The sequence below is a fragment of the Prochlorococcus marinus XMU1412 genome, assembly GCF_017696315.1.
GTDB classification, from domain to species: Bacteria; Cyanobacteriota; Cyanobacteriia; order PCC-6307; family Cyanobiaceae; genus Prochlorococcus_A; species Prochlorococcus_A marinus_AF.
Window position 1 is genome coordinate 1 of record NZ_JAAORJ010000004.1, and the last position, 22514, is coordinate 22514.

Annotated in this window: 41 protein-coding genes; 18 read left to right on the forward strand and 23 right to left on the reverse strand. The window is 30.1% G+C overall.

What is annotated here, in order from left to right; translation table 11 throughout:
* Positions 1-258: 258 nt before the first annotated feature.
* Positions 259-591, reverse strand: a complete 333-nt coding sequence (locus HA152_RS06355; RefSeq protein ID WP_209134722.1) for an AIR synthase — start codon at positions 589-591, stop codon at positions 259-261.
* Between the two features lie 193 nt (positions 592-784).
* Here HA152_RS06355 and HA152_RS06360 point away from each other — a divergent pair, with 193 nt between their 5' ends.
* The 6 genes from HA152_RS06360 (at position 785) to HA152_RS06385 (ending at position 6082) form a co-directional block, all read left to right on the forward strand.
* Entirely contained in the window at positions 785-1567 is a 783-nt protein-coding gene (locus HA152_RS06360) for a GTP-binding protein (RefSeq protein WP_079293445.1), read from the forward strand.
* A 6-nt stretch (positions 1568-1573) separates the two neighbouring features.
* A complete protein-coding gene (locus tag HA152_RS06365; RefSeq protein WP_209134724.1) occupies positions 1574-2389 on the forward strand; it encodes a metallophosphoesterase family protein in 816 nt (271 codons plus the stop codon).
* Entirely contained in the window at positions 2386-3108 is a 723-nt protein-coding gene (locus HA152_RS06370; protein ID WP_146629306.1) for a phosphoesterase, read from the forward strand. The genes HA152_RS06365 and HA152_RS06370 overlap by 4 nt, the downstream gene beginning before the upstream one ends.
* 403 nt (positions 3109-3511) lie before the next feature.
* Positions 3512-4627: an inverse autotransporter beta domain-containing protein gene (locus HA152_RS06375; protein ID WP_209134726.1), complete on the forward strand. Its 1116-nt coding sequence runs from the start codon at positions 3512-3514 to the stop codon at positions 4625-4627.
* 34 nt (positions 4628-4661) lie between these two features.
* Positions 4662-5516, forward strand: coding sequence for a hypothetical protein (locus HA152_RS06380; RefSeq protein ID WP_209134728.1), 855 nt, complete (start codon positions 4662-4664; stop codon positions 5514-5516).
* 395 nt (positions 5517-5911) lie between these two features.
* Positions 5912-6082, forward strand: coding sequence for a hypothetical protein (locus HA152_RS06385; RefSeq protein ID WP_209134730.1), 171 nt, complete (start codon positions 5912-5914; stop codon positions 6080-6082).
* 12 nt (positions 6083-6094) lie between these two features.
* On the opposite strand, the gene HA152_RS06390 is transcribed toward HA152_RS06385, so the two are convergent.
* The 3 genes from HA152_RS06390 to HA152_RS06400 form a co-directional block, all read right to left on the reverse strand.
* On the reverse strand, positions 6095-6490 hold the full coding sequence (locus tag HA152_RS06390; RefSeq protein ID WP_209134732.1) for a hypothetical protein: 396 nt from the start codon (positions 6488-6490) through the stop codon (positions 6095-6097).
* 64 nt (positions 6491-6554) lie between these two features.
* Entirely contained in the window at positions 6555-6944 is a 390-nt protein-coding gene (locus tag HA152_RS06395) for a DUF3804 family protein (protein ID WP_209134734.1), read from the reverse strand.
* Between the two features lie 736 nt (positions 6945-7680).
* On the reverse strand, positions 7681-7896 hold the full coding sequence (locus HA152_RS06400) for a hypothetical protein (protein ID WP_209134737.1): 216 nt from the start codon (positions 7894-7896) through the stop codon (positions 7681-7683).
* Between the two features lie 404 nt (positions 7897-8300).
* Between HA152_RS06400 and HA152_RS06405 the strand changes: the two genes are divergently transcribed.
* Positions 8301-8555, forward strand: coding sequence for a high light inducible protein (locus HA152_RS06405; protein WP_209134739.1), 255 nt, complete (start codon positions 8301-8303; stop codon positions 8553-8555).
* Positions 8556-8783 carry a hypothetical protein gene (locus HA152_RS06410; RefSeq protein ID WP_209134741.1) on the forward strand — a complete coding sequence of 76 codons (228 nt, stop codon included), beginning with the start codon at positions 8556-8558 and terminating at the stop codon, positions 8781-8783.
* 437 nt (positions 8784-9220) lie between these two features.
* Here the strand turns inward: HA152_RS06410 and rluF are convergent, their stop codons facing one another.
* From rluF to HA152_RS06430, 3 genes are all read right to left on the reverse strand, one after another.
* Positions 9221-9943: a 23S rRNA pseudouridine(2604) synthase RluF gene (rluF, locus tag HA152_RS06420; protein WP_209134743.1), complete on the reverse strand. Its 723-nt coding sequence runs from the start codon at positions 9941-9943 to the stop codon at positions 9221-9223.
* Between the two features lie 151 nt (positions 9944-10094).
* On the reverse strand, positions 10095-10340 hold the full coding sequence (locus HA152_RS06425) for a DUF1651 domain-containing protein (RefSeq protein ID WP_209134745.1): 246 nt from the start codon (positions 10338-10340) through the stop codon (positions 10095-10097).
* A gap of 32 nt (positions 10341-10372) precedes the next feature.
* Positions 10373-11011 carry an SOS response-associated peptidase gene (locus HA152_RS06430; protein WP_209134747.1) on the reverse strand — a complete coding sequence of 213 codons (639 nt, stop codon included), beginning with the start codon at positions 11009-11011 and terminating at the stop codon, positions 10373-10375.
* A gap of 192 nt (positions 11012-11203) precedes the next feature.
* On the opposite strand from HA152_RS06430, the gene HA152_RS06435 reads away from it, so the two are divergent.
* The 3 genes from HA152_RS06435 (at position 11204) to HA152_RS06445 (ending at position 11959) form a co-directional block, all read left to right on the forward strand.
* Positions 11204-11350, forward strand: a complete 147-nt coding sequence (locus tag HA152_RS06435; protein WP_209134749.1) for a hypothetical protein — start codon at positions 11204-11206, stop codon at positions 11348-11350.
* 247 nt (positions 11351-11597) lie between these two features.
* Positions 11598-11783 carry a hypothetical protein gene (locus HA152_RS06440; RefSeq protein ID WP_072013480.1) on the forward strand — a complete coding sequence of 62 codons (186 nt, stop codon included), beginning with the start codon at positions 11598-11600 and terminating at the stop codon, positions 11781-11783.
* Positions 11784-11794: 11 nt separating this feature from the next.
* Entirely contained in the window at positions 11795-11959 is a 165-nt protein-coding gene (locus HA152_RS06445; protein WP_209134751.1) for a hypothetical protein, read from the forward strand.
* A 68-nt stretch (positions 11960-12027) separates the two neighbouring features.
* Here HA152_RS06445 and HA152_RS06450 read toward each other — a convergent pair whose 3' ends face one another.
* Positions 12028-12195, reverse strand: a complete 168-nt coding sequence (locus HA152_RS06450; protein ID WP_025938525.1) for a hypothetical protein — start codon at positions 12193-12195, stop codon at positions 12028-12030.
* Positions 12196-12255: 60 nt separating this feature from the next.
* On the reverse strand, positions 12256-12567 hold the full coding sequence (locus HA152_RS06455) for a DUF3303 domain-containing protein (protein ID WP_209134753.1): 312 nt from the start codon (positions 12565-12567) through the stop codon (positions 12256-12258).
* 591 nt (positions 12568-13158) lie between these two features.
* Between HA152_RS06455 and HA152_RS06460 the strand changes: the two genes are divergently transcribed.
* From HA152_RS06460 to HA152_RS06480, 5 genes are all read left to right on the forward strand, one after another.
* Positions 13159-13359, forward strand: coding sequence for a hypothetical protein (locus HA152_RS06460; protein WP_209135855.1), 201 nt, complete (start codon positions 13159-13161; stop codon positions 13357-13359).
* Between the two features lie 695 nt (positions 13360-14054).
* Positions 14055-14198, forward strand: coding sequence for a hypothetical protein (locus tag HA152_RS06465; RefSeq protein ID WP_209134755.1), 144 nt, complete (start codon positions 14055-14057; stop codon positions 14196-14198).
* A gap of 112 nt (positions 14199-14310) precedes the next feature.
* Positions 14311-14541: a hypothetical protein gene (locus HA152_RS06470; protein WP_209134757.1), complete on the forward strand. Its 231-nt coding sequence runs from the start codon at positions 14311-14313 to the stop codon at positions 14539-14541.
* An 86-nt stretch (positions 14542-14627) separates the two neighbouring features.
* Positions 14628-14765 carry a DUF3721 domain-containing protein gene (locus HA152_RS06475; protein ID WP_025900698.1) on the forward strand — a complete coding sequence of 46 codons (138 nt, stop codon included), beginning with the start codon at positions 14628-14630 and terminating at the stop codon, positions 14763-14765.
* Positions 14766-15026, forward strand: a complete 261-nt coding sequence (locus HA152_RS06480; protein ID WP_025939510.1) for a hypothetical protein — start codon at positions 14766-14768, stop codon at positions 15024-15026. It begins immediately after the preceding gene.
* 28 nt (positions 15027-15054) lie between these two features.
* Here HA152_RS06480 and HA152_RS06485 read toward each other — a convergent pair whose 3' ends face one another.
* The 11 genes from HA152_RS06485 to psbF all read right to left on the reverse strand — a co-directional run bounded on the left by HA152_RS06485 (position 15055) and on the right by psbF (position 19894).
* The gene (locus HA152_RS06485) at positions 15055-15252 is read right to left on the reverse strand and encodes a DUF2839 family protein (RefSeq protein ID WP_011863232.1); all 198 of its coding nucleotides are present in this window, start codon (positions 15250-15252) and stop codon (positions 15055-15057) included.
* A 106-nt stretch (positions 15253-15358) separates the two neighbouring features.
* Positions 15359-15505 (reverse strand): hypothetical protein, encoded by a 147-nt coding sequence (locus HA152_RS06490; RefSeq protein WP_187146050.1) that lies wholly within the window; start codon positions 15503-15505, stop codon positions 15359-15361.
* 155 nt (positions 15506-15660) lie between these two features.
* Positions 15661-15951 carry a hypothetical protein gene (locus HA152_RS06495; RefSeq protein ID WP_209134759.1) on the reverse strand — a complete coding sequence of 97 codons (291 nt, stop codon included), beginning with the start codon at positions 15949-15951 and terminating at the stop codon, positions 15661-15663.
* A 188-nt stretch (positions 15952-16139) separates the two neighbouring features.
* A complete protein-coding gene (locus HA152_RS06500) occupies positions 16140-16310 on the reverse strand; it encodes a hypothetical protein (protein ID WP_198513551.1) in 171 nt (56 codons plus the stop codon).
* Positions 16311-16498: 188 nt separating this feature from the next.
* On the reverse strand, positions 16499-16774 hold the full coding sequence (locus tag HA152_RS06505; protein ID WP_209134761.1) for a hypothetical protein: 276 nt from the start codon (positions 16772-16774) through the stop codon (positions 16499-16501).
* Between the two features lie 681 nt (positions 16775-17455).
* Positions 17456-17698, reverse strand: a complete 243-nt coding sequence (locus HA152_RS06510) for a DUF2839 domain-containing protein (protein WP_079298366.1) — start codon at positions 17696-17698, stop codon at positions 17456-17458.
* Entirely contained in the window at positions 17674-17904 is a 231-nt protein-coding gene (locus HA152_RS06515; RefSeq protein ID WP_209134763.1) for a hypothetical protein, read from the reverse strand. Before HA152_RS06515 ends, HA152_RS06510 begins: the two co-directional genes overlap by 25 nt.
* Complete coding sequence (locus tag HA152_RS06520; RefSeq protein WP_209134765.1) at positions 17901-18176, reverse strand: DUF3764 family protein; 276 nt, start codon at positions 18174-18176, stop codon at positions 17901-17903. Before HA152_RS06520 ends, HA152_RS06515 begins: the two co-directional genes overlap by 4 nt.
* A 198-nt stretch (positions 18177-18374) precedes the next feature.
* Complete coding sequence (locus HA152_RS06525; RefSeq protein WP_209134767.1) at positions 18375-18788, reverse strand: hypothetical protein; 414 nt, start codon at positions 18786-18788, stop codon at positions 18375-18377.
* Positions 18789-19402: 614 nt separating this feature from the next.
* A complete protein-coding gene (locus HA152_RS06530; RefSeq protein ID WP_209134769.1) occupies positions 19403-19585 on the reverse strand; it encodes a hypothetical protein in 183 nt (60 codons plus the stop codon).
* Positions 19586-19597: 12 nt separating this feature from the next.
* Entirely contained in the window at positions 19598-19894 is a 297-nt protein-coding gene (gene psbF, locus HA152_RS06535; RefSeq protein WP_079298357.1) for a cytochrome b559 subunit beta, long form, read from the reverse strand.
* A 222-nt stretch (positions 19895-20116) separates the two neighbouring features.
* On the opposite strand from psbF, the gene HA152_RS06540 reads away from it, so the two are divergent.
* Both HA152_RS06540 and HA152_RS06545 read left to right on the forward strand, forming a co-directional pair.
* The gene (locus tag HA152_RS06540) at positions 20117-20482 is read left to right on the forward strand and encodes a hypothetical protein (RefSeq protein ID WP_209134771.1); all 366 of its coding nucleotides are present in this window, start codon (positions 20117-20119) and stop codon (positions 20480-20482) included.
* Positions 20483-20945: 463 nt separating this feature from the next.
* Positions 20946-21143 carry a hypothetical protein gene (locus HA152_RS06545; RefSeq protein WP_079334455.1) on the forward strand — a complete coding sequence of 66 codons (198 nt, stop codon included), beginning with the start codon at positions 20946-20948 and terminating at the stop codon, positions 21141-21143.
* Between the two features lie 273 nt (positions 21144-21416).
* Here HA152_RS06545 and HA152_RS06550 read toward each other — a convergent pair whose 3' ends face one another.
* The 3 genes from HA152_RS06550 to HA152_RS06560 form a co-directional block, all read right to left on the reverse strand.
* On the reverse strand, positions 21417-21773 hold the full coding sequence (locus tag HA152_RS06550) for a hypothetical protein (RefSeq protein ID WP_025941858.1): 357 nt from the start codon (positions 21771-21773) through the stop codon (positions 21417-21419).
* An 80-nt stretch (positions 21774-21853) separates the two neighbouring features.
* Entirely contained in the window at positions 21854-22153 is a 300-nt protein-coding gene (locus tag HA152_RS06555) for a hypothetical protein (protein ID WP_209134773.1), read from the reverse strand.
* A 14-nt stretch (positions 22154-22167) separates the two neighbouring features.
* Complete coding sequence (locus HA152_RS06560) at positions 22168-22449, reverse strand: DUF3764 family protein (RefSeq protein WP_209134775.1); 282 nt, start codon at positions 22447-22449, stop codon at positions 22168-22170.
* Between the last annotated feature and the right edge of the window lie 65 nt (positions 22450-22514).

Sequence of the window (22514 nt, forward strand, 5' to 3'; positions counted from 1 at the left end):
GCGGGTGCTTTGGGAGCACTAGGTCGCAGGTTCGAATCCTGTCGCCCCGATTGACTTCTCACGATTCTTAAATAGTCCTTGGGCGATCCCTGGGCGATCATTTGCTATACCTTGCATAGCTTTGCATACTGCATCGCCCGCTAAAACAACTAAATAAGCAATATTAAACAGACCATTGCTCCAATACTAAAAATTAAGATCTACCCTTGCGAGTTAATAGTCTTTCAAAATAATCATTTTTTCATTTTAAATAGGTTTTTATTTATTAAATTTAAAACCCGAACCACAAGAACTTTTTGTCGCGCCTTTTGGAGTACTAATCAAGAATCCTCCTCCGGATAAATCCTGATAATGATCAAGTGATAGTTCATCTAGTAAACTTTTTTGAGATTCTGGAGCGTAGACAGTTAAGCCATCAGTTCTTGCAAACGGAATTCCTGATTTTTCCCAGATATTAACTCTCAGAAACATCCATCCATCATCAAGAATATCAGGTTGCAAATATAGGAATATTTCTCCAGGTGTACCACGATAAATTGATTGCCTGAGCAATTCATTTGAAGCAGCCTTGGTAATAGTTAAAGAACTCAATTTTCAAATACACTTAGTACATAGATTAATTATTTTTTAATTCAATAACAAGCATTCCATAATGTTCTCACTTTATTAGCTGCGTAATTTCTCTGAATTTTTTATTTCCTCTCATAAGAAATATCTAAAAACAAAAACAAAAATGATATTCATTTTCATTTTGGTGTAAATTTTATACATCAAGTAGTTTTTTATGAGTCAAACTTGGATAATATCAGGGCCTCCAGGATGCGGTAAGACAAGCTGGATACTAAATACTTTTAAGAATCACTCTGGAAATTGTGGTTATGTACGTCTTGGCGGATATTCAGAAATTAATTTAGAGCAAGCAATAAATTCAAAAATTGATTTTGCTTTTTTGAAAGATCAAATTCCTAATTTATTAGATTTGTCAAGTTCGAAATTGCCCTTAGAGGTAGAGAAAGAGAATATTTTGATTATTATTGAATTTCCTCAATTTTTCATACCTAAATTTCAGGGTATTAGTGGTATTGATTTGAGAGTTATAAAAGAGCTTGAAATATATAATCTTCAACCAAATAAATATTTGCATTTTGGCAGAGATCTAGAATTACCAATAAAGGATACTTTAGATTTTAAAGCAATTGAATCATGTAGTATTGACCTCAAAAAAAATATTTGGGATCCTGCAAGTTTAAATACTTTTTGGTTCGAATTAGTGAACGGTGCTTATGGAGACGTATATAGAGCAAAAGCATTAATGAACTTACCAGATGGTCGTTATATCTTGTTTAACTGGATATTGACTCAGAAAGGTTCTCAGTATCAAACCTTAAATCAAGTTGCTCCTCTTAATGGAAGACCAGAAAGACACTCTGAAATTGTCATACAAGGGAAAAACTTAAACTTCCAATTAATAAAATCAACTATCAATAATTGCCTTCTTAGTGATGCTGTTCTAGAGCATCATCAAGCCACACTTAGAAATTCACAATTACAAACTTCTCGAAATTAATTAAAAATGAATCAAGCTGTTATTTCATGTTTACATGCAAATCTACCTGCAGTAGAAGCCGTATTAAAAGATATTGAATTACAAGGGATTACGAATATTACCTGCCTTGGAGATTTAGTAGGTTATGGTCCTCAACCTAATGAGGTTATTGAGTTAATCAAAGAGAAAAAAATTGCCACTTGTCAGGGTTGTTGGGACGAAGATGTAGTTGATGGATTAGATGCCTGCGATTGTAGTTACCCTTCTCAGATCGCTGAAAGGAGAGGTCATTTCGCTCATCAATGGACTACGGAAAAATTAACAAAAGAAAATAAGGATTTTTTAGCTAATTTACCCTACTCAATTCGTAAAGATAAATGTCTTTTTGTTCATGGTAGTCCTAATAGTCAACATGAATATCTGCTGCCCGATATGGATGCATTCGCAGCTCTTGAGAGAGTTGAAAATGCCAAAGCTGAGATTCTATTTTGTGGACATACTCATCAACCTTATATACGTGAACTAGCAAATGGTTCAATTGCCGTAAAGGTCAAAAACAGTGGTTCGAAAGATATTCAAAAGAAAGAAATGAATTTGCCGATGCGAAAAATAGTAAATGCAGGTTCAGTGGGAGAGCCACGGCATGGAGGAACTAAAGCTACTTATGTGGTTTATAACGACATCACTAATGACGTAAAAATTAGAGAAGTTGAATATGATATCGAACTTACCTGCAAAGCAATAATAAATGCTGGTCTTCCTCCGATTTTTGCATGGCGTTTAAAAAACGGATTTGAATTTGCCGAACGAGCTGAAGATGCTTCTCATGTTTGTGAAAGATGATAGAACGCTGGGCACTTATAAGTGGGTTAAAAGGGGATCTAGATACTTATGAACTTATTCAAAAAGATTTAAAAAAAACTCCTGGGAACATAACCCTCTTTGTTTTGGGGGATATGATAGGTCCTGAAAAAAACTGTAATAAACTTCTACACAGATTAATTAATCCAAAAAGTAATGATTTACAACCATGGTGCATATATGGTTGGTGGGAAGAACAAATCCTCTTAGAAAGTGGTTACCGTGGCAATCAAAGAGCTGAAGCTTTGAGAATAAATAAAGGTGAAGAAGTGGTCAAATCTCTAATAAATGCTGTTGATAAATCATTTCTTGATTGGATAGCAGCACTTCAATTTGGATTTGTTGAACTTGATTGTGGTTTAATTCACGGGAGCTCAAAAGATGTTGGCGACGATTTAACATTAGATACCCCGCCATTAACACTCCTGGATAGACTTACACGTCTTCAAGTAAACAGATTATTTACTGCGAGAAGTACACAACAATTTCATTTGGAATTAACAGAGGGGATTCTTAATTCGGAAGTACACGATTTAACCGGAAATCATAAGAAGGAGCAGAAGGTTCCTCAAAAAGCTGTCATTGGTGTTGGAGCAGGCAAAAATTATACTCTCTATGATGTAGGGACTGATAATACTCAATTCGTAAGGGCTGGATATCAATCAGAAAAGAAAAAAAATGGATTTGGATTACATTTTTAAACACTAGGTCGCAAGCGGGCGATCCTCGGGCGATCAAATGCTTAACTTTGCAACACTTTGCTGCATATAAGACAATTCTTGAGACTCATTTTGATAACAAATATTTCAAACTAAAGTCATAGCCTCACTTCGTTCTCAAGGGTACTGTCGCAATTTGCTGATCGAGTGCTTTGGGAGCACTAGGTCGCAGGTTCGAATCCTGTCGCCCCGACCCTTTAAAAACCAAGTCATAATAGCGAGTTACCCAGACTCGCTTTTTTATTGCATTTACTTTTTGGCTCATAGTGGCCAACAAATGGCCAACAAATTTAAATAAGGATATCTTTTTGTAATTAAAAATAAATATTGATTTACTTATTAAATATTTGCAACTATAAGTAATTACATTAAATATTTTTATTGAGTGAAATTATTTAAAGCTTTATCTTTAATTCCAATTGCTTTTGGATCACTTCTTTCTGTCTCAGCTAATGAATACAAATTTGAAGATATCAAATTTGATCAAGTTAAAATCAAGCAAGATACATATGAGCCAAAAGACAAATTAGATGAATACATTATTAAGGGAGTAACTTATTCAACCAAATTTGTTCCATTAATGAATAATGGCGCAGAAGGCAGCGAATATAGCCGCATCATGACTAATGATTTTAAAAAATTATTAGCTGACGCAGGATTTGACTTGGCAAATTCAACAGCTAATAGTCAAATTCAAAAAATACCATTTTTCGCTCAAACCACTTTCAATATTTCTGGAGGAACAGAATCAGATACAAGTTTCTCGATAAATAGTTTGATGAAGCTTGGCGAACTTGCAAAAGATGAAGAAGGCGATTTAAAAACTCTGGCATTTTCTCAGGCAAGATTCGCTACTGCCACTAATGCAGATGGTTCCACTATTAACCTTGGCTTGGGAATCAGAAATCGTCCTAACGATGTATCTATGGTTGGAGCTAATGCGTTCTGGGATTACAGAATGACCAATTATAGTGATGCTCACAGCAGACTTGGATTAGGTGGAGAATATTTCTGGAAAGATTTTGAGTTTAGAAATAACTGGTATGTTTCTATAACTAATGAGAAAGATGTAACTGTAAAGGGCACATCATATAAAGAAAGAGTTGTTCCAGGATGGGATTTGGAAGTAGGTTACAGACTTCCAAATAATCCAGAACTTGCTTTCTTTGTAAGAGGATTTAATTGGGACTACAAAAATACCCAAGATAATTCTGGTTTAGAAGGAGCAATTAGTTGGCAAGCTACACCATACGTTGGTCTTGAGGCATGGGTTTCTAATGAAATTTCTGCAGCTTCTACTACAGTTAATACTTCACTGCCTGGAACGGATGAGACTTTCTTTGGTTTAAGGATGAATATCACTGGTAGCCCTGTCAAGTTTGAGAAATCTAATTACAAGAAGAACATGATTACTCAAATGACTCAACCAGTTAAACGTAAATATGATGTTCTTTTAGAGCGCTCTTCAGGAAGTTTTACTAACAGAGCTAAAGGTTCTTAATTTTATTTCTATCTTTTTTTTATTAACACTAAAAATGAAACTTTTTTCTAAATTCTCTTTGAAAGCAACAGCAGGTTTTAGCTTCTGTTTGGTAGCATCAATCATTTCATCCAATGAGAAGGCTTTTGCAAACGATTGTGAAACTCTTTTTGGAGATAATCCATCAAGTATAAATAATGCCTGTTATATAACTCCTAATACTTACAAAATAAGAGTCTACGAAATGGGTTTATGCACAGCTGATCCTCTTGCTGGAACAACCATAAATAGTAGTGATGAGGTTGTTACAGACAATACTATTACGGATTCTTCATGTACGCCTACTTTCCAATCATCAACAGGAAGTTTAGTTAATTTAGGTGGGAATGCCACTCAAACATTGACAGGGACCAATATAAGGCCTCCAGCAGGATCTTATCCTTATGCATATATAAAAATCAAAAATACTTTTGGCTTAAAAGGCACATATCAAATTAATGATCAAACATTTTATAGTTCTAATGATGGATCTCCAGTTGCAGAAGGATCTTATGATGAATTTGATGAAGATTTAATGGACTTCAGTAATGGAAAAACATGTTCAGGAAGTCCAGAGTTAGCTGGAGCAGAAGTTTTCACATCAGCGCCTACTGGAACCATGAAGGCGGTTTTAGCTCAAGTAAGTGGTGGTAACTTAGGAACTTATACTGCCGACTCTTCATGTGGAAGTTCAACTCATTTATATGGGTCTTTTGCGCCTACTAATCCAGTTGTTATTACAAATGCGACACAAGGCTTAGAAGTTACTTTCAGTATTACAAAAAGAGGAATGACTGTCTTCCCCGATGGAAGTGGAGGAATGAGTGGCTTTGGAGGTGGGCCCTTTAGTCCTAGTTTTTCAACCTATTAAATTTATTTATAGAGATACTTTCCTTGGTTTGAGTATGATTTATCTTAATTTTTTGCCAACAAATATATCCTAGTTTGTCATTTCAAATTAAGCATTAGCCAGCAACTATTTAGTCATAGTCTATAGACATAGTGTCCAACTGGGCTTGTTAAATGCTTTGGGAGCACTATGTCGCAGGTTCGAATCCTGTCGCCCCGACTCTATAAAACCAAGTCATACTAGAGAGTTTCCCAGACTCTCTTTTTATTGCTTGCTTTTAGAATAATGAGACTGAGCGAGATTTGAGCGAGATTCTGCTATACCTTGCATAACCTTGCCGAGTGATATCTTTCAAAATGATTATGACATCCACAAAATAATCCGAATAATTCTTATGATTTTTAAAAACAATAAAAATGAAATCGCTCATCTCAAGTAAAAGATCAAAAGCAATATTAGGTATTGGTTTATTAGCTATTGGTATAGGTACTATTTCAAAAAAGGTAATCAGCTACCCAACTGGAGGATGTATGAAAGGTACTCAGGAATTGACTCTAAATAAAGGGATAAACAATTTATTTATTTAATAAGTAAGCGTTTCAATTTTTATTGTTAACTAATCCATAAATACATAAAAGAGGATTCATTATTAAAATAATCCAAAAAGGAGGAGGAGGTCCTCCATCAACAATTATCCCAGCATTAAAAGTATTAAAAAGAGCTACTGCTAAAAAACAAAACATCAACGCTAATTCACCTGATAAAACTTTTCTTAAAGAGGCTTTATCTTTTATGGAACTACAAATAATCAATAAACAACCAATTCCCAAATTACTTGCTGCTACAACATCAGCAGTACCTCTAACAAGAAGCAATGTTTCACTTGAAGCATTCCCTGCAATAGTTTCCACTGAAAAAATGAGTAGGGTAATAATTAACAACCCCAATAGGATATGAAGAGCTCCAGTAGTTTTTAAAATATTTTTTAACTTCATAAAAAAAGTAGCTTATTGCCCATTATTTTAGATCGACTATCAAATTCTCACCAATATTTACTTGCTAATTCCATAATGACAAATCTGAATCTCCTGATGATCTTTGCATCCAATGGATTTTCCAAATCCCATCAATCTTTTTGAAGATGGAGGTGACAGTTGGCAAATCATCATTAGGAGTTCCTTTATAAGAAAATTTTGCCCCAAGTGTAAAAACACACATTGCTACATCGGAAGAGAGAAATTCAAACTTATGAATTTTTGTAATTTCTGCTTTTTCCTGAACCACATCGCCTGAACTCATCATTTCCTCGAATCCCTTTGCACTTATTGGATTCCCACTAGGCCTAATGAGTAGAAAATCTGAAGTGGCATTATTCACAAAAAATGAGCCCATTTTCTGAGGTGTTGCTAGCTCATACAACATTGATTCAATTGTTTCTCGATCTGTCATAAAAAAAAGGGTTTTATCCCTCTATGTTAGATCGACTGTCAATCAATATTTACCAGAATTGAACGATCTAGCGCTCATAGGGCACTAGGTCGCAAATGAGTGTGATTTGAGCAAGATTTTGATTATGCACCACATTGCTATATCTTTGTACTTTTTGGGACTCATAAATTTTCCTGTAATACCAACTTATAAGCTATAGCAATACTTCTTTCTATTAGGGACTGTCGCATTTTTCGTAGCGAGTGCTTGGGGAACACTAGATCGCAGGTTCGAATCCGTTGAGCCAGAATAGCTTTTCAGCAATTGTCTAATTTTACTTATGGAAAATCAGGGAAAATGCTCTCCTTTTTAAGCGGTTTTCTTATGGTTTTCCTTGATACATGTAGAATATTTTTTAATTTTTTAAGATATAAGCTTACAACATATAAATAATAGAGTTGGTTTCTATCCTCATTGAGCAATGGCTATTAAGTATTGAAGGAATTTTTACTGGAACTTTGGCATAACCATCACGACCCATATCATGCAATTTATGGCATTGGTGGAGTAATAGTATTATTGATAATTTATAACTTATTACTTAATAAATATCATTAACAAGAAACCCTTCCAGAAATTCCAACTAATGAAAGGGTTATTAAATCAACTCGCAACTATATAGGATCAATTTATGTCTTGCAGCAAACGTAGAGTTTGCTGACGAGGTTTGGCCTCAATTAATCTATAGCAAAAATATTTAAACTCCCGCTATTTTTCTTTCAGCTTGTCGTTTTTTTAGAATTGAATAAGCTTGTGAAGCCCATTTTCGAGAAATATCAAATTCAGCATCTAACTTCTCTCTAAGTAATTTGCCAATTTTAAATACTTCTATGAAGCCTAGATAAATTATTACCAGCACCTTAGTTATGTTTACTGCAACAGCTGCTATCTTTTCAATTCTTTGATCTTTCATTTGAACTTATCCAAGTCCACTAAAATTACCATTTGTAAGAAATTATGCAAATGTTTTTCAAATTAAAAATAACTTCTAAAAATACTGGTTTTCTTCCTAGCTGCGACACCCATCATTTAGACCAACTATTAAAACCTTGTGGTACACTAGGTCAACTTTGGGGGAAATTCCATTAAGTTTCAAAAATCTTATAAAGTTTTAGAAGATAAAAGGGATTATAACTCCAGTTACAGCTTCAAATCGTAGATATATGGTCTTCTGACTTATTGACTTAGAGTACTAGGTGAATTTGTTCCTATCCAATTAAATGAAAAAGATAAAAAATATTTGATTGATACAATACCTTTTTAACCTATTTAGCCTTTTTATTTTTTAAGATATGTAAGAGTTAAATTCCTAATAAAATGAGTAAATTTAAAGATAACTTTTCGAGCGAAAGCTTTTACCCAGATAGTAATTATTATCTTGACCAGGAGAATACTCCTGAAGAGGACCTAATTAAAAAAGATCAAAAATCCAATATGGGGGTAAATTTTGAATGGCCAAATACATATTGGTTTATTGCTGAAAGAACAAATGGAAGGCTAGCAATGATTGGTTTCATGGCTGTCATTATTAACTACACCTTATTTGGATGGATAGCTTATCCAATCCTATAAATGAGTAATTCTAATTTTGACAAAAATGGTATAGATAAGTCTGGGACACATTGGCTTCAATATGCTGCGTTTGTTATAACTGCATTTGTTATTTATTTTGGGTGGGCATTTTTCAATGATGCGAATTTTAACCATTTCGCTGTAAAAATATTCAAGTTCTGGAATTGTAATGGATATAATCCATTAAGTTATTGTGTGATGCGCTGGAGAGTAGATTTTTATCCTTAAAAAATTAATTGCTAGGTCTTACTGCTTGGTTAATTCAAATAGAACAAGGTTAAAAAAGTTTATCGGAAATGCAAATAAAGAAGATCAATTTTTTAAATATATGTTTATTGATTCTATGGAGGGTAAATCCTATATGGGCAAAAACCCTCCTATCATGACAACTAGAAAAGAATAAAAAAGATGCAACTAGAGAAGAATGAGAAAAATTAATTACTCAGAATTGGAGAAGAACCGAGTAAGATTAAACAAAGAAAGAGAGCTTAGGCTGCTAATCCTTAAAAAGTGATCAAATAATCCTCGATTACTAACTAGTAGCGCTTAGCGTAGTAAGTGTTTCATACTATTCAAGTTATTTCTACCAAAGTCGAAAAGTATAAATCTTACATTTTTGCTAACCAATTTACTACAACTTCCAAATTACTCTTATTGGTTTTTGATTAGTCATATGTTTTTGAGGAGTTTTCAAGTAATCCATTTAATTCTAAGAGTTCTTCTTTACTAAGTTCTCTATATTCTCCTATTGGCACGTCTAACTTAATATTCATAATTCTCACACGCTTTAATGATCGTACTCTATATCCTAAAGCCTCACACATTCTTCTAATCTGGCGGTTAAGTCCCTGTGTGAGAATTATTTTAAAAATTCTTGGACCCAATTGTTTTACGTAACAATTTTTAGTTATTGTGTCTAGTATTTCAACTCCATTACTCATGCTTTGAATAAAGTCGCTATTAATCGGGCGATTAACTTTTACAATATATTCCTTTTCATGATTATTTCTTGCTCTAAGTATTTTATTTACGATATCTCCATCATTAGTTAAAAAAATCAATCCCTCGCTGAGCTTATCTAATCTTCCGATAGGGAAAATTCTTTTAGGATATTTGATGAAATCTATTACGTTATTGGGTTCTACTTTTCTATCTGTTGTGCATACAATTCCTACAGGTTTATTAAAGGCTAAATATATGTTTTTTTGTCTCTTTGATTTTTCTATTCTTTGACCTTTAACTTCTACTTGATCACTTTCTTCAACTTTGTCGCCAATATTTGGAATTCTGCCATTAATTGTAACCTTTCCTTCTAAGATTAATCTATCTGCTTCTCTTCTAGAACAATAACCGACTTCACTTAAATATTTATTTATTCTGGTAGCCATTTTGGATATTTCATTTTTATCTGCACTAAATTAAATAATTTACTAATCTCCTCATATTCTAAATCAGCTGTCAATTTTAGTTAATATTCTCATTATTAAATTTCAAATTATTTTCATCAATAATTTCTACCACACAGATCTAGATCTCTTTTTAATTCCAATTTTTTTCAATTTTTCTCCATCCCTTAGAAAGTAATCTTTCATAAATTTCTCTAGCTAAATCTATTTCAACAGAAACTGTATTTGTCATTACTGGTGGTTTATTTCCTGATCCCCCCACTATTTTTCCAGTATCTATGAACATATACTCAAAAACTCCATCAATACTCTTATCATTTTTCATAAATCTTTTAACTTCTGAACTATTTGAATTAATCAACCAATAAGATTTAGCCATTAATCTAACCTTGGGATTAGTAAACGTTCCATTTAAAACAAACTCATTTGATCAGCTTCTTTTTTCTTTAAATCCTCTACTAACCAACCATCAGGGGACCAACCCATCATAATTGCAAATAATCCTTTTAATTCATCTGCATCTTTAACTTGCTCTGTCCATTGTTCCTCATATCCATTAGGAACGATCACAGGCATGCGGTGATGTAAAGGTTTAACTAAATTATTTGGATGAGTAGTTAAAACGCAGCAACTTTCAAGTTCTGCTCCATCTGGTGAGGTCCACTTACTCCAAATTCCTCCCAACCAAAAAGTCTCATAATTCGCTTTTCGAACACGATATTTTTTTTCAAAAAAACCGCTCGCAGGTATTAGGCACCTCTTATGTTTCCAACTTCCATAAAATAATTTTTTTTCTTCTACGGTTTCTGATCTTGCATTAAATGGTCTTGGTCGGTCCTTATCAAATGGGTCTCTCGCCCAAGGGGAAATAAAGCCCCAAGTCATAAAAGTAGTTTTAATTCTTCCTTCGTTTTTAATTACAAGAACAGGATCATTAGGTCTTATTAGTCTTTGAGTTTCATATTTAGAATCAAGTCCACTTGGATAGTCTTGTTTCAAAACCTTTGGCAACTTCTCAAATTTAGTTTTCAACTCAAATCTTCCGCACATTGATTTTTAAAATATTTTTAAAACTCACTTTAAAAAAAACAGTAAATTTACCTTATTTTAGATCTACTTTCAGTTTTCTCAAATAAAAAACAATTTTTTGATCGTAGAAATTTTTTTATCCAAATAATTAAAAGAAAATATAGATATTGAAAAGCTTCCTCAAATTTAATTTGAATGATTCAAACTTGAGTTATGACAGACCCTATTCTTTATTTATCTATGTTATTGGGACTTGGAGGAGTTTATGTATTAATCTCTTCTTTCCATGATGATGACGATGGTGATGATGATGGAGAAAAATATATTTATAATCTCGAACAAACTAACTTAGCGAGATAGTTGATTTGTTTATAGAAACATTACTTAAAACAGTTTCTTTCAAAAACAGGCTACCACTGAAAATAGTTTAAAGAAGTAATGGAAATATTGTCTTTTTTTTACCAAAACCACCTGCTCATTATATTAATTTTTAAATTAGGTTGTTGGTCCTCTATCCGTATATGTTTGTGCCTTAAACCGTACATTTTTATTAGTCGATTGATAAGCATGCCTAGTTAGAACTTAATGGTAACGGAGATAAAATCAAATGCCTTCAACGCCAATAAAATCTTGTAATAAATATGTGTTGAGTTACAAAGATTCAACAAATAAGACACATGAAGTTGGCTTCTACGCTCGCGATGCATACGATTGCCTAATGCTTGCGAGAGAATTCAACTCTTACGTACATGACAATCCCGGATCTGTAATCAGAATCCAACAAAAATTTTGAGTAATTTAATTATGAATTTAAAAAGATCACCATTCGCAATTCAAGATAAAAATGCAAGAGATCTTGATAATGCAAAAGATTATCCAACAATTGCAGATTTAATTAGAGAACAGACAGAACCACAAGATTACGCTAATACAGTTCACCATCGGAGAGATTTAGACTCTCTCGGTTAGTTTACGAGAATGGCTATTTACTAATTTTTAAAAATTAACGATTATGATTAATGTGATTTGTGATTCATTCATAAGATAATATTTTCTTCTTCAAGTTTTTTTTTAAGCTCTATAGGCATATATGCAATATCTTTTTTTATTGCATTAATGGCATCTCTATACTTTTCGGGTTCAGCTAAAAGCATTTTTATTAAATTGTATTGACTTTCAATTTCTTCAGAAGAGAATTTTCCCATAAAAAATATGCACTACACTTTCATATTAAATCAACAGTCAAACACTAAAAAGATTATTTATTAGTTAGAGGCTGCTGCAATTTCTTTATGGACGTAGAGAAATTCTTTATCTGTTAGAACTGGTGTAACTTCAATTTCTACGCCAAAATTATCGACCCAGATACTACTCCATTTCCAAATATTCTGATGGTTTGAAGATTCAACTATTGCCCAACCATTAGCTCCCTCAGGATTTACTACTCGATTAAGAACTTTAAACCCATCAAATTCATCACCTTCGCATCCTCCTTCCACAAAACCCGCAAAAGCTTCGGCCCCTTGCATATGACTTTCTTGATCTGGAAATTGCCAGTGTACGATGTAAGTTTGCATGAATAAAATAATTTATTTAATTATTAATTATCGAATCTTAAAATTAAATAAAAAGTCTTTAAACACTAATTAAAAACTCATAAGCCTAAAAGGCAAACAAATAAAAAAAAAGACTCTTACGAGCCTAGGTGATGGGGACTCCTATAATGACAAATTAAACAGAAACAAACAACCCCATCAATAGGTAATTTTAAATACTTACAAACACTATATGTAGTGCTAAGATTTTGAAAAGGCTGGGTGATGGGGATTATCCCGCTTTTTGATTGGGGCGAAGCAAACGCCCTTTTTTTATGGAAAAATTTACTTTAATCAATAAAGCCAGATCGAGAATTAAAGTATTTGAACCATTTGATGATAGTTCTAAGAACCCTTCTCTGATTAATGCAATTTTAATCTCTTATGTTTTGTGCTTAAGCGATCAAGTAAGGCAGTTATGAAAGGCTCTAGGGTTGAATCTATCGAAGAGGCGAGAAAAGAATATAAAAAACTTTTAGAGGAAGGGAGGAAAAAAACTTTTCGATTCAACAGTTTTTTTTAAAAAATGGTGAATAGGTACTTTACCTAACATTTGACATTATTAAAAATTAATTGCTAGATAAGCTTCAGGATGGAAGATTAAAAATGAAAAATGAAATTTATTCAAATATTAAAGATTCAGATGCTTTGGAAAGTTTTTTTGAATGTATAACTTCTTGTAGCATCAATAGTGAGGGAGTAGATTGCACAACAGCATGTTATGTGAAACATTTAGAACCAAACAATATTGATTATCCTTTAAAATTTTCATAAGCAAAGCTTATTAACAATTTTAAATTTCATTGATGTTATTACCTCCTCCTCAAGTTATTTTTGGTCTATTGCTTTTATCTATAGCAGTAGTTCTTATCTGGGATATTAGATACAATCCTTTTGGAGAAGACGAAGACGGAATTTAATCTTCAACTAGGAAGCTGATTTGTAGGTGGTGCGTGGAATTGCCGTTTCTTTCTTTTGAGTCTTTTATAAGCGACTAAAGAGCCTAATAATAATAATGTAAAAGCTATTGAGTTAATCATATCAAGTAGTTTTATATATATAAAAACAAATATGTTCTAAATATCAATGACTAAAGTTATTTTTTCAAAAAGTGATTAATTAAGGACTAATTTTTAATATTTAGCTTTTTATATTAGGTATCTAAAACAACTAAAAGAAAATGCTTATCTGACCAAAAGTAATTGCTATGTAATAAGAATCACTTTTTCTTATTTCTCATTTGATATTGCAGAACGGCTTTAAGATGTTGTACTTCTTTTTCTAAAGTTTCGATTCTTTTTTCTAGTTCTTCATTAGTTGCCATATTTTTTTGAGATTAATTCCCTAATATTTATAATATTAAAAAAGCGATTTATTACGCATGGTAAATGTCTAATAAGTAATAGAACCTATTGATGTGCATAATCTCTATAGATAAATTATGCAGAGTATAAATTTAGGGGTGATTTATGAGTGGAGATTATGAGACACTAGAAATCAATCAACCTAAAATTACATATTTTCATAAAAGATCCGAAAGTAATACAGAATGGTTAGATGAATTAATCAACCAAATTGAAGATATGAAAAACAATATCTCCAAATCTGCTTAATGACAGAAAAAGAGTTGAAGGAATTAGAGAAATTTGCAAAAGAAAATGGATACAATGACGAGCTAAAAGATATATATTTAAGAGAAGTTATTGACAGAAATAAAGAATACGAATGAGATCAAATTTTCGACCAAATATTCGACTAGCTACAAACATTCTTTTAGTTATTGGTACTTTTGCTATTGCTTTAAAGATCGCTCCAATAGCACTGGTATATCAAGAAAAAAATTTATGTATTAAATATTTAAAACATCAAATAGATCGAGACGAACTTATCAAAAGACTAAAAATAGTTAAACAAGCAAATCCATCTAGTATTTGTGACTCTATCCTCAAAAGTTAAAAATGCGTATTATTCTTAGAAATTTTAAATTTTTTATTTTTTTATTGCTCTTATCTCTAAATTTCAATAATTATTCTCTTTCACATATGAGGGGTACATTTCTTTCTGAGGAGGAAGCTGAAAAAAGAGCTTTAGAACTTGGTTGCGAAGGAATACATAAGAACCAGGATAAATGGATGCCATGCAAAAACGAGAAAGAATTACATATTTATTTGAGGAAATAGATGGAAAGATTAAAAACCAATAAAAGAAAAATTCACAGAAAAATAACCGCAATTTCAGCAATTCCCTTACTAATTACTATAGTATCTGGGACTATTTATAGTATTCTTCAACCATTAGGAGTAGATGCTTTTTGGTTAATAAAATGGCATACGGGTAATTTTGGCATTATTAATTTACAACCTTTTTACTCTATATTTCTTGGTATAGCTTCAATAATCTCAATAATATCTGGCGTTAAACTATTACAAAAAGAATCTTAGATATATTCTAAGCCAAGCCAAAATTTAACTAATTAATACTATTTGCGCCACCACTTACTAAGAAAATTATCGCTCCTAATGCCATTGTTGCTACACCCATATAAGGATATTTCTTAATTCTTGATTTAGTAATTGGAAGCCATGAAAGGTATCTATCAGATTTATTTAATTCATTTTTTTGTCTAGGTGGCAATCCTAATTCTTCTCTTCTTTTAGCTTCGCCCATAATCTTAAATTTGTTTATGTATCAATATTAAAAATTATGTTCCAAGCCTGCGAGTTAACTTTATTAAAAACAGAGGTCATTTATAAATAAACAAATTATTTAAAATTTATTTAGCCTTCTTTAAATATAGATTCTTTGTATTTGCCTGATCTGATGTAAATAACAAAATTAAGATAGTTCCAACTAGAAATGAAAAAATCATTGTCAAACCAACAACTTCAACCATTTCGCTAGGCAGATAATTTAGAAACATTAATGAATAGATCTCTTATCTTAAACTTAGCAATTGTATTTTTTATGTAAAGTAAGTATTCCTCATTAAATTTCAAAAAGAACTTTCTGAGACTTTTTAATCTTTATTTATTTTTATTTGCGGGATAAATCTACTTCTCGCCGATCACAATTTTCTTACTTAGCTATTCCTATTTTCTTAAGCAATTTCAGGTAAGGCAAGGCCCAATTACCAAAGGTAAAAGAGATTGTCGTATTTTTTGTTGTTGGTAATAATGTTTTAGAACGTGTAGAAGCTAATTTAGAAAATATCTTAATAGTCTCTGCTTCTAGATTATCCATATCCAATTTTTTTTGAACACCTTGATCTTTCTTTTGGGGCAAATAATTTTCTATAAACCATAAAACTTGATCTAAATTTGATTTATTGGGTGAGATTTTAATTTGTTTATTTTTCTTTTTAAACATATTTATTTACCTCTTAATTACTGAATTAAATTTGCCATTTATATAATTTTAATCAATAGTAAAAGCATCAAAATTATGTTCTTTTTAACAATAGATAATCGAAAAAATAAATTAATAATTACATAATTTTTATAAAAATAAAAAAGAGGGATAAAATCCCCCTTTATAGATCAGTTTCAAAAAAGAATTTAATTTTTTGAGTCTTTCAATTTCATTTCTTTTTGTGTTTTCCTGATTCTTTCTTCAAAGACGGATCTTCTGTATGGAGTAACTTCTCCACTTTTAGTTGCCAAAAGTTGGGCTTCATATAGCCTATTGGCTCTTTTGATTTTTTCTCTTATTTGTAAGAGGTTATTCATGGTCTTTTGCAGTTAATGAGAATCCCGTTCCCTACTCCCATATCATGCGTCCAGAGATATAAACTTGGATGAACGTTAATGAACGATAACATCTCCAAAAAAATTACGCGAGAGTAATTTTTACTAATTTTTCTCAAAAAAATAAAAATTGCATAAATAGCATAAATAAGCTTTTAAGAATAAGTAAATTAAGATAAAAAAATTGTTTGCGACCCATCATTATTATCATGAATCATTATTTTTTTATTTGGGAAAATATCTGATAATATTCTTTTCAAATTTGAATTATCTGAAGAAATTATATTACTCATATTTTTTGAATTAATTTTACAATTTTCATCTACAAAAAGTTCATTATTATCACCTTTTTTATTCTCCAGTGATGTCTTATTTAGAATCTTAAGTAATAGTTCTGAATCATAATCTTTAAATTCTTCAGGGTTCTCTTTTAAATTTTCAATCATTATTTAGATATCTAATGTTTCTAAATCTTGCATGAGAAATTTGAAGAATACAAGGTATTAATTACCTAAAAATTTCTCTCAAGATAAAAAATCCGGATTTTTTATAGTAATTTTCTTTAGAAAATTTAATTCCAAATTAACCAAAGAATGATATTTAAAAAGATTAATTAATCATTTACACCATTTATTTACTTGTTAAGTTGCAATTAAGGGATTCAGAAAAGATGCCAAGAGTAATTAACAAAAAAATTAGACTTTTAAGATGGTTAAACTCAGGCATGATACTACCATTTATTATTATGGCTGCATCCTCATCAATCATTCTTTATGGTGTTTTATTTATACTAATAAAATAGTTTTCTAACTTAAGCAGCTAAGTTTTCCTCAGATTTAGACATTATCATTGCAGCTTTTTTTAATAAACTAACTACTTCTTTTCTTCCAACTGCATTATCAGCTTGACGCATTATTTCAGCATATTTTTTATTTATTTTTTTCATAAATAGTTTTAATTTAATCTAAAATTACAGCACCTAAAGATGGTGTCAATCGTAAATAATTATCATCTATTATTTTTTCATCATTCATTACACATTTATTTTTAATAATTTAAAATCTTTAAAAGTTTTTTAGGCAATGGTTACAAAGATTCATCAATATCAAAATTCACAATCCTCATAATTAAGCAATATTAAAGGATTTGAAAACATAAAATAAACCTCCGATTAGGATAACTATGGCAGCTCCATAAAAAAGAAAAGGGATAATTGGATATTTATATAGTGTGGACCTAACTTTTTGCTGTATGGCTTTTTTATCGAGTTGAGGCAACTTTATGTCTTCATTTTTTTCTCTAGGCGGAATACCTAAATTTTTTCTTCTCTTTGCCTCGCCCATGATTAATACTGAGGTATGCCCATACATTTTAAATAATTGTTATCAGCTAAATCTAAAATTTGATTCCATTCTTCATGAGATGTTTCCAAATGATTTTTGAAATCTTTTTCAAATTTAAGAATACATCTTTTTTCTATATTTTCTTGAGAATTATAATTTCTTAAAAAAGTAATGCTCAAATAAGATAATGATGAAAAAACTATAATTACTTTAGCAATTCTAAAACGATTCATATCCAAGATGATTCTTCCATACTTGAGAAATCAACTTTGTGACTTTTTATCCATTCACTATTTGCTTGAACAAACTTTTGAATATTTCCCTCTGGAGCCTGATGAATACAAATTACTTTTTTAGGATCATCTTTACTGAATCCTCTAAATAGTGGTTTAATATCAAATTCAGAATGTCTTAGATCTGCTTCTTTACTATCAAAAATTTTTACCCATTCTTCAAATGTACTTTCAATTTTAAAAGAAATTACAGTTGTTATTTTCCTAGACATTAAAGAATAAGATTTTTTTTATATTAAAAGGTATTTCAAACATTTTTCAATTATTTAAACTATCTAATTTTGAAAACAAAATAAATCTAATATAAGAAATCTTATCTTAATCTTCTAAGTAATTTTCAATAGAACTTTAAAAGAAAAATAATATAATTTTAGTTATCCTAAAAATTAAAGATTTAATCTTAGAAATACTTAATTAAAAGGTGTAGTGTTATTAGTAGGGGCTATTAATAGGATTTCAAAAACTATACCAGTTATGGCAATTGGTAAAACCCAAATACCAATAAATCTATGATCAAAAAATCTCAAATGGTCTTCACCCTTAAAAACATTCCTCAAAGCAGTAAACAGTGTTTCTGGTTGTTTATATGATGGACCATTTTCAGAGGGAGAATATGGTTTAACAAAAGCGGATGAAGAAGAAAACTTTGCAAACTTTCTAATGAAATAAATTGGCAAAACCCATATAGCAACAAATCTTCCTCCTAACCATTGCCTAGCATTAGGAAGGGCATACTCTTTTATAGATTTATTCTCTGGCATCCCAGATTCTAAATCACTATAAATATTTTCTAAAGTATCTTTTTTATTTAATTCATTAATCATTAAATTCACCTATAGATGAGATAAATTCTCTAAAATTTTAATATTTAATAAAAATATTCCTAACTACTAAAATAACTAAAACGTAGTTAAGAATATTTTTGTTGGCTAGGTTCATAAAGACGGATTGTAAACCGTTGCAGATGCGCCAAATATCTACATACTCTTTATAAATAAAAAACTATTTTTTTAAAAGTAAATAATATACAAAGGCATAGATATTTTTTAATTGAAAGAGTTTATTTTTGATACTGAACTTTAACCTTATATTATTTTCTTTTCTAAAAATATTTAAACCTCATTTTCTAAGATTGCGAAAAAGAAAATGAGGTTAAAGGGAGGTTCTCATTACAAACCGTACTTATCAAAGCTAGCGGCTAGTAGATTGCCCTAATATCTACTTCTATATTTATATAATGATTTACTAAATTTAGAAAGATTAATTTTATACAAATAAGTGTTTAATATTTTATATAATTATCAATTAGGAAAAGCTTATTAATGCAGTTACTAATGTTATTGAAAGATGGAAAAAAGCGTAAAGAGAAACTGCAAAAAATAAATACTGTTCTATTGGAATCATGATGATTTAATAAATAAAAATAGATAAATTTAAATTAATTTTTTGTTAAAAAAATATTTTCTAAAATATAATTTTGCTCTATTGATTCATTTTTTTGAGTCATTTTTTTTGACATATTATTTGTTGAACTAAAAGCTCCCCATTTTCTCAACCAATATAAGGCATAGAAAAAAGCAATAATGAAAGGTGCACCTACAACTAAGTATCTTAAATCCATCAAAATACCTAATTAATAAGATTTAAATTGCATTGCCAAAATAGCACCTAAAAAGAAAACAGTAGGAATGCCTAAAGCATTTACAGCTGCAGTTCTAACAGTAAAAACAGGATAGCCTTCTGGAGGTCTGCCAGTAGCAGGAACTAGTGCAGTATCATCCCATACTTGATAGTTTTTGAAAGGTGCAACTCCCTTCTTCGGTAGTCCAAGTGGTGTCAATCTAAATACATCCCATCTACCCAACCAAAAAACTGTAAATATCCATGAAAATACTATTGGTGTAATAACAAGTAAAACTCTAAAATCCATTTCTATAAAGTAATAATTAATTTGGTATTTATTTTGACCTTTTAAAATTATTAATTGATTAAATCATTAACTTATATTTATACAAAAACACTTAATAACATTATTTTTAATCATTAATCACAACTAATTATGATTAATTGATTTTCGTTAAGTATATTTTTTAAATAAAAATATTTGAATATTTAGTTTGGTGTAGATTTAATTTAATAAAAATTAAAAAATATGGAAAATTTTAGATTTTTACTTTTTGGAATCGCAGGTGTAAGCGTTATTTTTTGGGTTGCAGTAATAGCATTGTGGCATACTTATATGTTCCCAAAATTCTTTAATGAAGATAAAGGTCTAAATTCAGTTATCAATCAAGAAGTAAATATCTCTACTGAACCCATTTTAGGAAGCTTAGTTAATAGTGAAAATTTTAAAAGTAGAGATAAATATTCAATGAAAAATTTAGTTGTGGCCGATTTTTCAACAAGTAATAATTTCACTCTAAATAAACTTTATACAACAGTAATGATTGGGGTAACTTTTGCAAGTTTTATATTTATCACATATGGGTTAAGTAGCTCTATTACAACAAATAGTTAAATGGAATCTATATATGCAATTGTTTTCTTAATTTGCTTCTTCTATTTAATTTTCGACTCTTTTAAAAATACACGTATCAAATAAATTGCTAATGCTTTTCGCCTTTCAATAAAATTTTTCTCCTTATATAAAAGAAAACTAATGTAGTTATTATCATCACCGGGGGATGAAATGAGATTGAATTAAGATATTCATAATAACTAAAGTTTTCCAATTACTTAAAAACAAACTCTAAAAACTATATCCTTTTTTCAAATCTCAAATTGATATATATAAACCATTCTCATGTATAAAATGTTTATATAATTTCTATATTTATTTGAAGTTATTAGTAATTAATGATTTTCAAATAGGATGATCATATAATTCTTCACTAAAAATTAATCAAAGTAAGTAAAAACCAATTAGTAAATAACTCTCTATCGAGGTTTATAATTTTCAAATCTATTGTTTACAACAAAGAATGATTAGTTCTGTTAATTTAAAAGATTTGCCTATTCAGGATTTGGTTATCTCAGGGTTAATAATATTTATTATGTCGACAATTATTGCCAATATTTATGACCCATTATTAGGAATAACTTATGCATTTGGTAATATACTCACTCTTACTTTTTTGAGTTGGCTATACAAAGAGACCTGGAGTGATCCAAGGAAATAAATCTAATTAAGACAAAAAATAAATAAAAAACTACTTCTGTATTTTTAATTTTGCAGAATACTTTAAATTAACAATGTAAGTTGCAAGAAGAGAAAGTATCAAAAAAAATAATAAGCTTTCCAAGGTAGATTGGGGCATAACCATGAGTAGTACCAAAAATGATATATCTTTAAAGAAACGAATTCTGAAAAAAAATCAACCCTTTCATTATTTTTTATTCTCAAAATTATAAATTTAATTTGTCTTATAGGATATCAGTGAATTAGTTTTAATTTAAATTAAAAAATATTTTTCTGCCCTCCTAAAGGCTTTTATTGCGCCTTTATAATCAAGATTTTTTAATTTTTCCTTACTTTTTTGTTCCAGCATTTTTACTATTTCATTTCTCTTTATTTCATCAATTTTCAGCTTATGATCAAATATAAGATCAAATTTTGAGGAATACAATCTAGACAATTCTTCTCTATATTTTTCAATAATTTTTTCATCACAAGATTTGGATTTCAATATTGCATTAGCCTTCATTTTGTCATCAATTGCCCCTTTAAAGTTTCCAAGTTTAAATTTCTTTTCACTTGATCTAGTTAGCTTAATAATATTTCCTAATATCAATTCATTAGAATCTTTCATTTATTAATCTTACCCTAGGTTAATGCTATCAGAATAAAGAAAAAACAACTTATTTTTTTAATACTCAAATAATTAAATAATTAACCATTAACAAGTCCTTTTTCAAGAAGTAAATCGAAAATCTCCACACTTTTCGTTTTCCCAAATTTGGGGGGCTTATGTAAATCTAATATTTCAGCAAGGCACAAAATCCAATAAGTATCTTTTTTTAAATTTAGACCTTCGCAAATATGAGTGGGAGCCGATTTAAAACAGCCAAAATCTATTGATATATTAATGTTCATGATTTGAGTTTCAAGTTCCAGACTTAAAAGTTCTATTTCTTGCTCAGAAAGGGATGTCCCAAAAGAATATGATTCAATTAAAAGTTGATAATTCATAAAAGATTTATTTTTCAAGAAATCCATCGAGTTATTTTTGTACCCGCATAAATATGCCCTGAAGCTTCAACAATAGGTTTTGTTTCAGGATTCATAAAAATATCGTATAGAACATTTTCTGGTCCTTGAAAAATTACAGTTGCCCTTTGAGGATCTTCTAATGATTTACCAATATAAAATGTTTTAACTCCCATTTCTTTAAACATCGACTGCTGTTCCTCAGCATTCATATAAGATTCATATTGCTCGAACGTATTACTTAGTTGAAAATCTAAAATAGTCGTTTCAATGGTCATAGCAGTAATAAGATGTTTTTTAGATTTTAAATCTTTTTGCAAAAAAAATAATTCAATAAAGATTA

Coding starts and splice junctions, on each gene's coding strand:
- HA152_RS06560 (WP_209134775.1), bottom strand. CDS start 22,449: ATGACCATTGAAACGACTATTTTAGATTTTCAACTAAGTAATACGTTC.
- HA152_RS06530 (WP_209134769.1), bottom strand. CDS start 19,585: ATGGATTTAAGATACTTAGTTGTAGGTGCACCTTTCATTATTGCTTTT.
- HA152_RS06510 (WP_079298366.1), bottom strand. CDS start 17,698: ATGTATGGGCATACCTCAGTATTAATCATGGGCGAGGCAAAGAGAAGA.
- HA152_RS06360 (WP_079293445.1), top strand. CDS start 785: ATGAGTCAAACTTGGATAATATCAGGGCCTCCAGGATGCGGTAAGACA.
- HA152_RS06365 (WP_209134724.1), top strand. CDS start 1,574: ATGAATCAAGCTGTTATTTCATGTTTACATGCAAATCTACCTGCAGTA.
- HA152_RS06455 (WP_209134753.1), bottom strand. CDS start 12,567: ATGCAAACTTACATCGTACACTGGCAATTTCCAGATCAAGAAAGTCAT.
- HA152_RS06410 (WP_209134741.1), top strand. CDS start 8,556: ATGAGTAATTCTAATTTTGACAAAAATGGTATAGATAAGTCTGGGACA.
- HA152_RS06490 (WP_187146050.1), bottom strand. CDS start 15,505: ATGTTTCTAAATTATCTGCCTAGCGAAATGGTTGAAGTTGTTGGTTTG.
- HA152_RS06450 (WP_025938525.1), bottom strand. CDS start 12,195: ATGGGAAAATTCTCTTCTGAAGAAATTGAAAGTCAATACAATTTAATA.
- psbF (WP_079298357.1), bottom strand. CDS start 19,894: ATGGATTTTAGAGTTTTACTTGTTATTACACCAATAGTATTTTCATGG.
- HA152_RS06380 (WP_209134728.1), top strand. CDS start 4,662: ATGAAACTTTTTTCTAAATTCTCTTTGAAAGCAACAGCAGGTTTTAGC.
- HA152_RS06475 (WP_025900698.1), top strand. CDS start 14,628: ATGAGGGGTACATTTCTTTCTGAGGAGGAAGCTGAAAAAAGAGCTTTA.
- HA152_RS06385 (WP_209134730.1), top strand. CDS start 5,912: ATGAAATCGCTCATCTCAAGTAAAAGATCAAAAGCAATATTAGGTATT.
- HA152_RS06395 (WP_209134734.1), bottom strand. CDS start 6,944: ATGACAGATCGAGAAACAATTGAATCAATGTTGTATGAGCTAGCAACA.
- HA152_RS06485 (WP_011863232.1), bottom strand. CDS start 15,252: ATGGGCGAAGCTAAAAGAAGAGAAGAATTAGGATTGCCACCTAGACAA.
- HA152_RS06430 (WP_209134747.1), bottom strand. CDS start 11,011: ATGTGCGGAAGATTTGAGTTGAAAACTAAATTTGAGAAGTTGCCAAAG.
- HA152_RS06440 (WP_072013480.1), top strand. CDS start 11,598: ATGCCTTCAACGCCAATAAAATCTTGTAATAAATATGTGTTGAGTTAC.
- HA152_RS06505 (WP_209134761.1), bottom strand. CDS start 16,774: ATGATTGAAAATTTAAAAGAGAACCCTGAAGAATTTAAAGATTATGAT.
- HA152_RS06425 (WP_209134745.1), bottom strand. CDS start 10,340: ATGGCTAAATCTTATTGGTTGATTAATTCAAATAGTTCAGAAGTTAAA.
- HA152_RS06400 (WP_209134737.1), bottom strand. CDS start 7,896: ATGAAAGATCAAAGAATTGAAAAGATAGCAGCTGTTGCAGTAAACATA.
- HA152_RS06545 (WP_079334455.1), top strand. CDS start 20,946: ATGATTAGTTCTGTTAATTTAAAAGATTTGCCTATTCAGGATTTGGTT.
- HA152_RS06525 (WP_209134767.1), bottom strand. CDS start 18,788: ATGATTAATGAATTAAATAAAAAAGATACTTTAGAAAATATTTATAGT.
- HA152_RS06495 (WP_209134759.1), bottom strand. CDS start 15,951: ATGTTTAAAAAGAAAAATAAACAAATTAAAATCTCACCCAATAAATCA.
- HA152_RS06465 (WP_209134755.1), top strand. CDS start 14,055: ATGAGTGGAGATTATGAGACACTAGAAATCAATCAACCTAAAATTACA.
- HA152_RS06550 (WP_025941858.1), bottom strand. CDS start 21,773: ATGAAAGATTCTAATGAATTGATATTAGGAAATATTATTAAGCTAACT.
- rluF (WP_209134743.1), bottom strand. CDS start 9,943: ATGGCTACCAGAATAAATAAATATTTAAGTGAAGTCGGTTATTGTTCT.
- HA152_RS06445 (WP_209134751.1), top strand. CDS start 11,795: ATGAATTTAAAAAGATCACCATTCGCAATTCAAGATAAAAATGCAAGA.
- HA152_RS06520 (WP_209134765.1), bottom strand. CDS start 18,176: ATGTCTAGGAAAATAACAACTGTAATTTCTTTTAAAATTGAAAGTACA.
- HA152_RS06390 (WP_209134732.1), bottom strand. CDS start 6,490: ATGAAGTTAAAAAATATTTTAAAAACTACTGGAGCTCTTCATATCCTA.
- HA152_RS06405 (WP_209134739.1), top strand. CDS start 8,301: ATGAGTAAATTTAAAGATAACTTTTCGAGCGAAAGCTTTTACCCAGAT.
- HA152_RS06500 (WP_198513551.1), bottom strand. CDS start 16,310: ATGAATAACCTCTTACAAATAAGAGAAAAAATCAAAAGAGCCAATAGG.
- HA152_RS06555 (WP_209134773.1), bottom strand. CDS start 22,153: ATGAATTATCAACTTTTAATTGAATCATATTCTTTTGGGACATCCCTT.
- HA152_RS06540 (WP_209134771.1), top strand. CDS start 20,117: ATGGAAAATTTTAGATTTTTACTTTTTGGAATCGCAGGTGTAAGCGTT.
- HA152_RS06435 (WP_209134749.1), top strand. CDS start 11,204: ATGACAGACCCTATTCTTTATTTATCTATGTTATTGGGACTTGGAGGA.
- HA152_RS06515 (WP_209134763.1), bottom strand. CDS start 17,904: ATGAATCGTTTTAGAATTGCTAAAGTAATTATAGTTTTTTCATCATTA.
- HA152_RS06480 (WP_025939510.1), top strand. CDS start 14,766: ATGGAAAGATTAAAAACCAATAAAAGAAAAATTCACAGAAAAATAACC.
- HA152_RS06470 (WP_209134757.1), top strand. CDS start 14,311: ATGAGATCAAATTTTCGACCAAATATTCGACTAGCTACAAACATTCTT.
- HA152_RS06370 (WP_146629306.1), top strand. CDS start 2,386: ATGATAGAACGCTGGGCACTTATAAGTGGGTTAAAAGGGGATCTAGAT.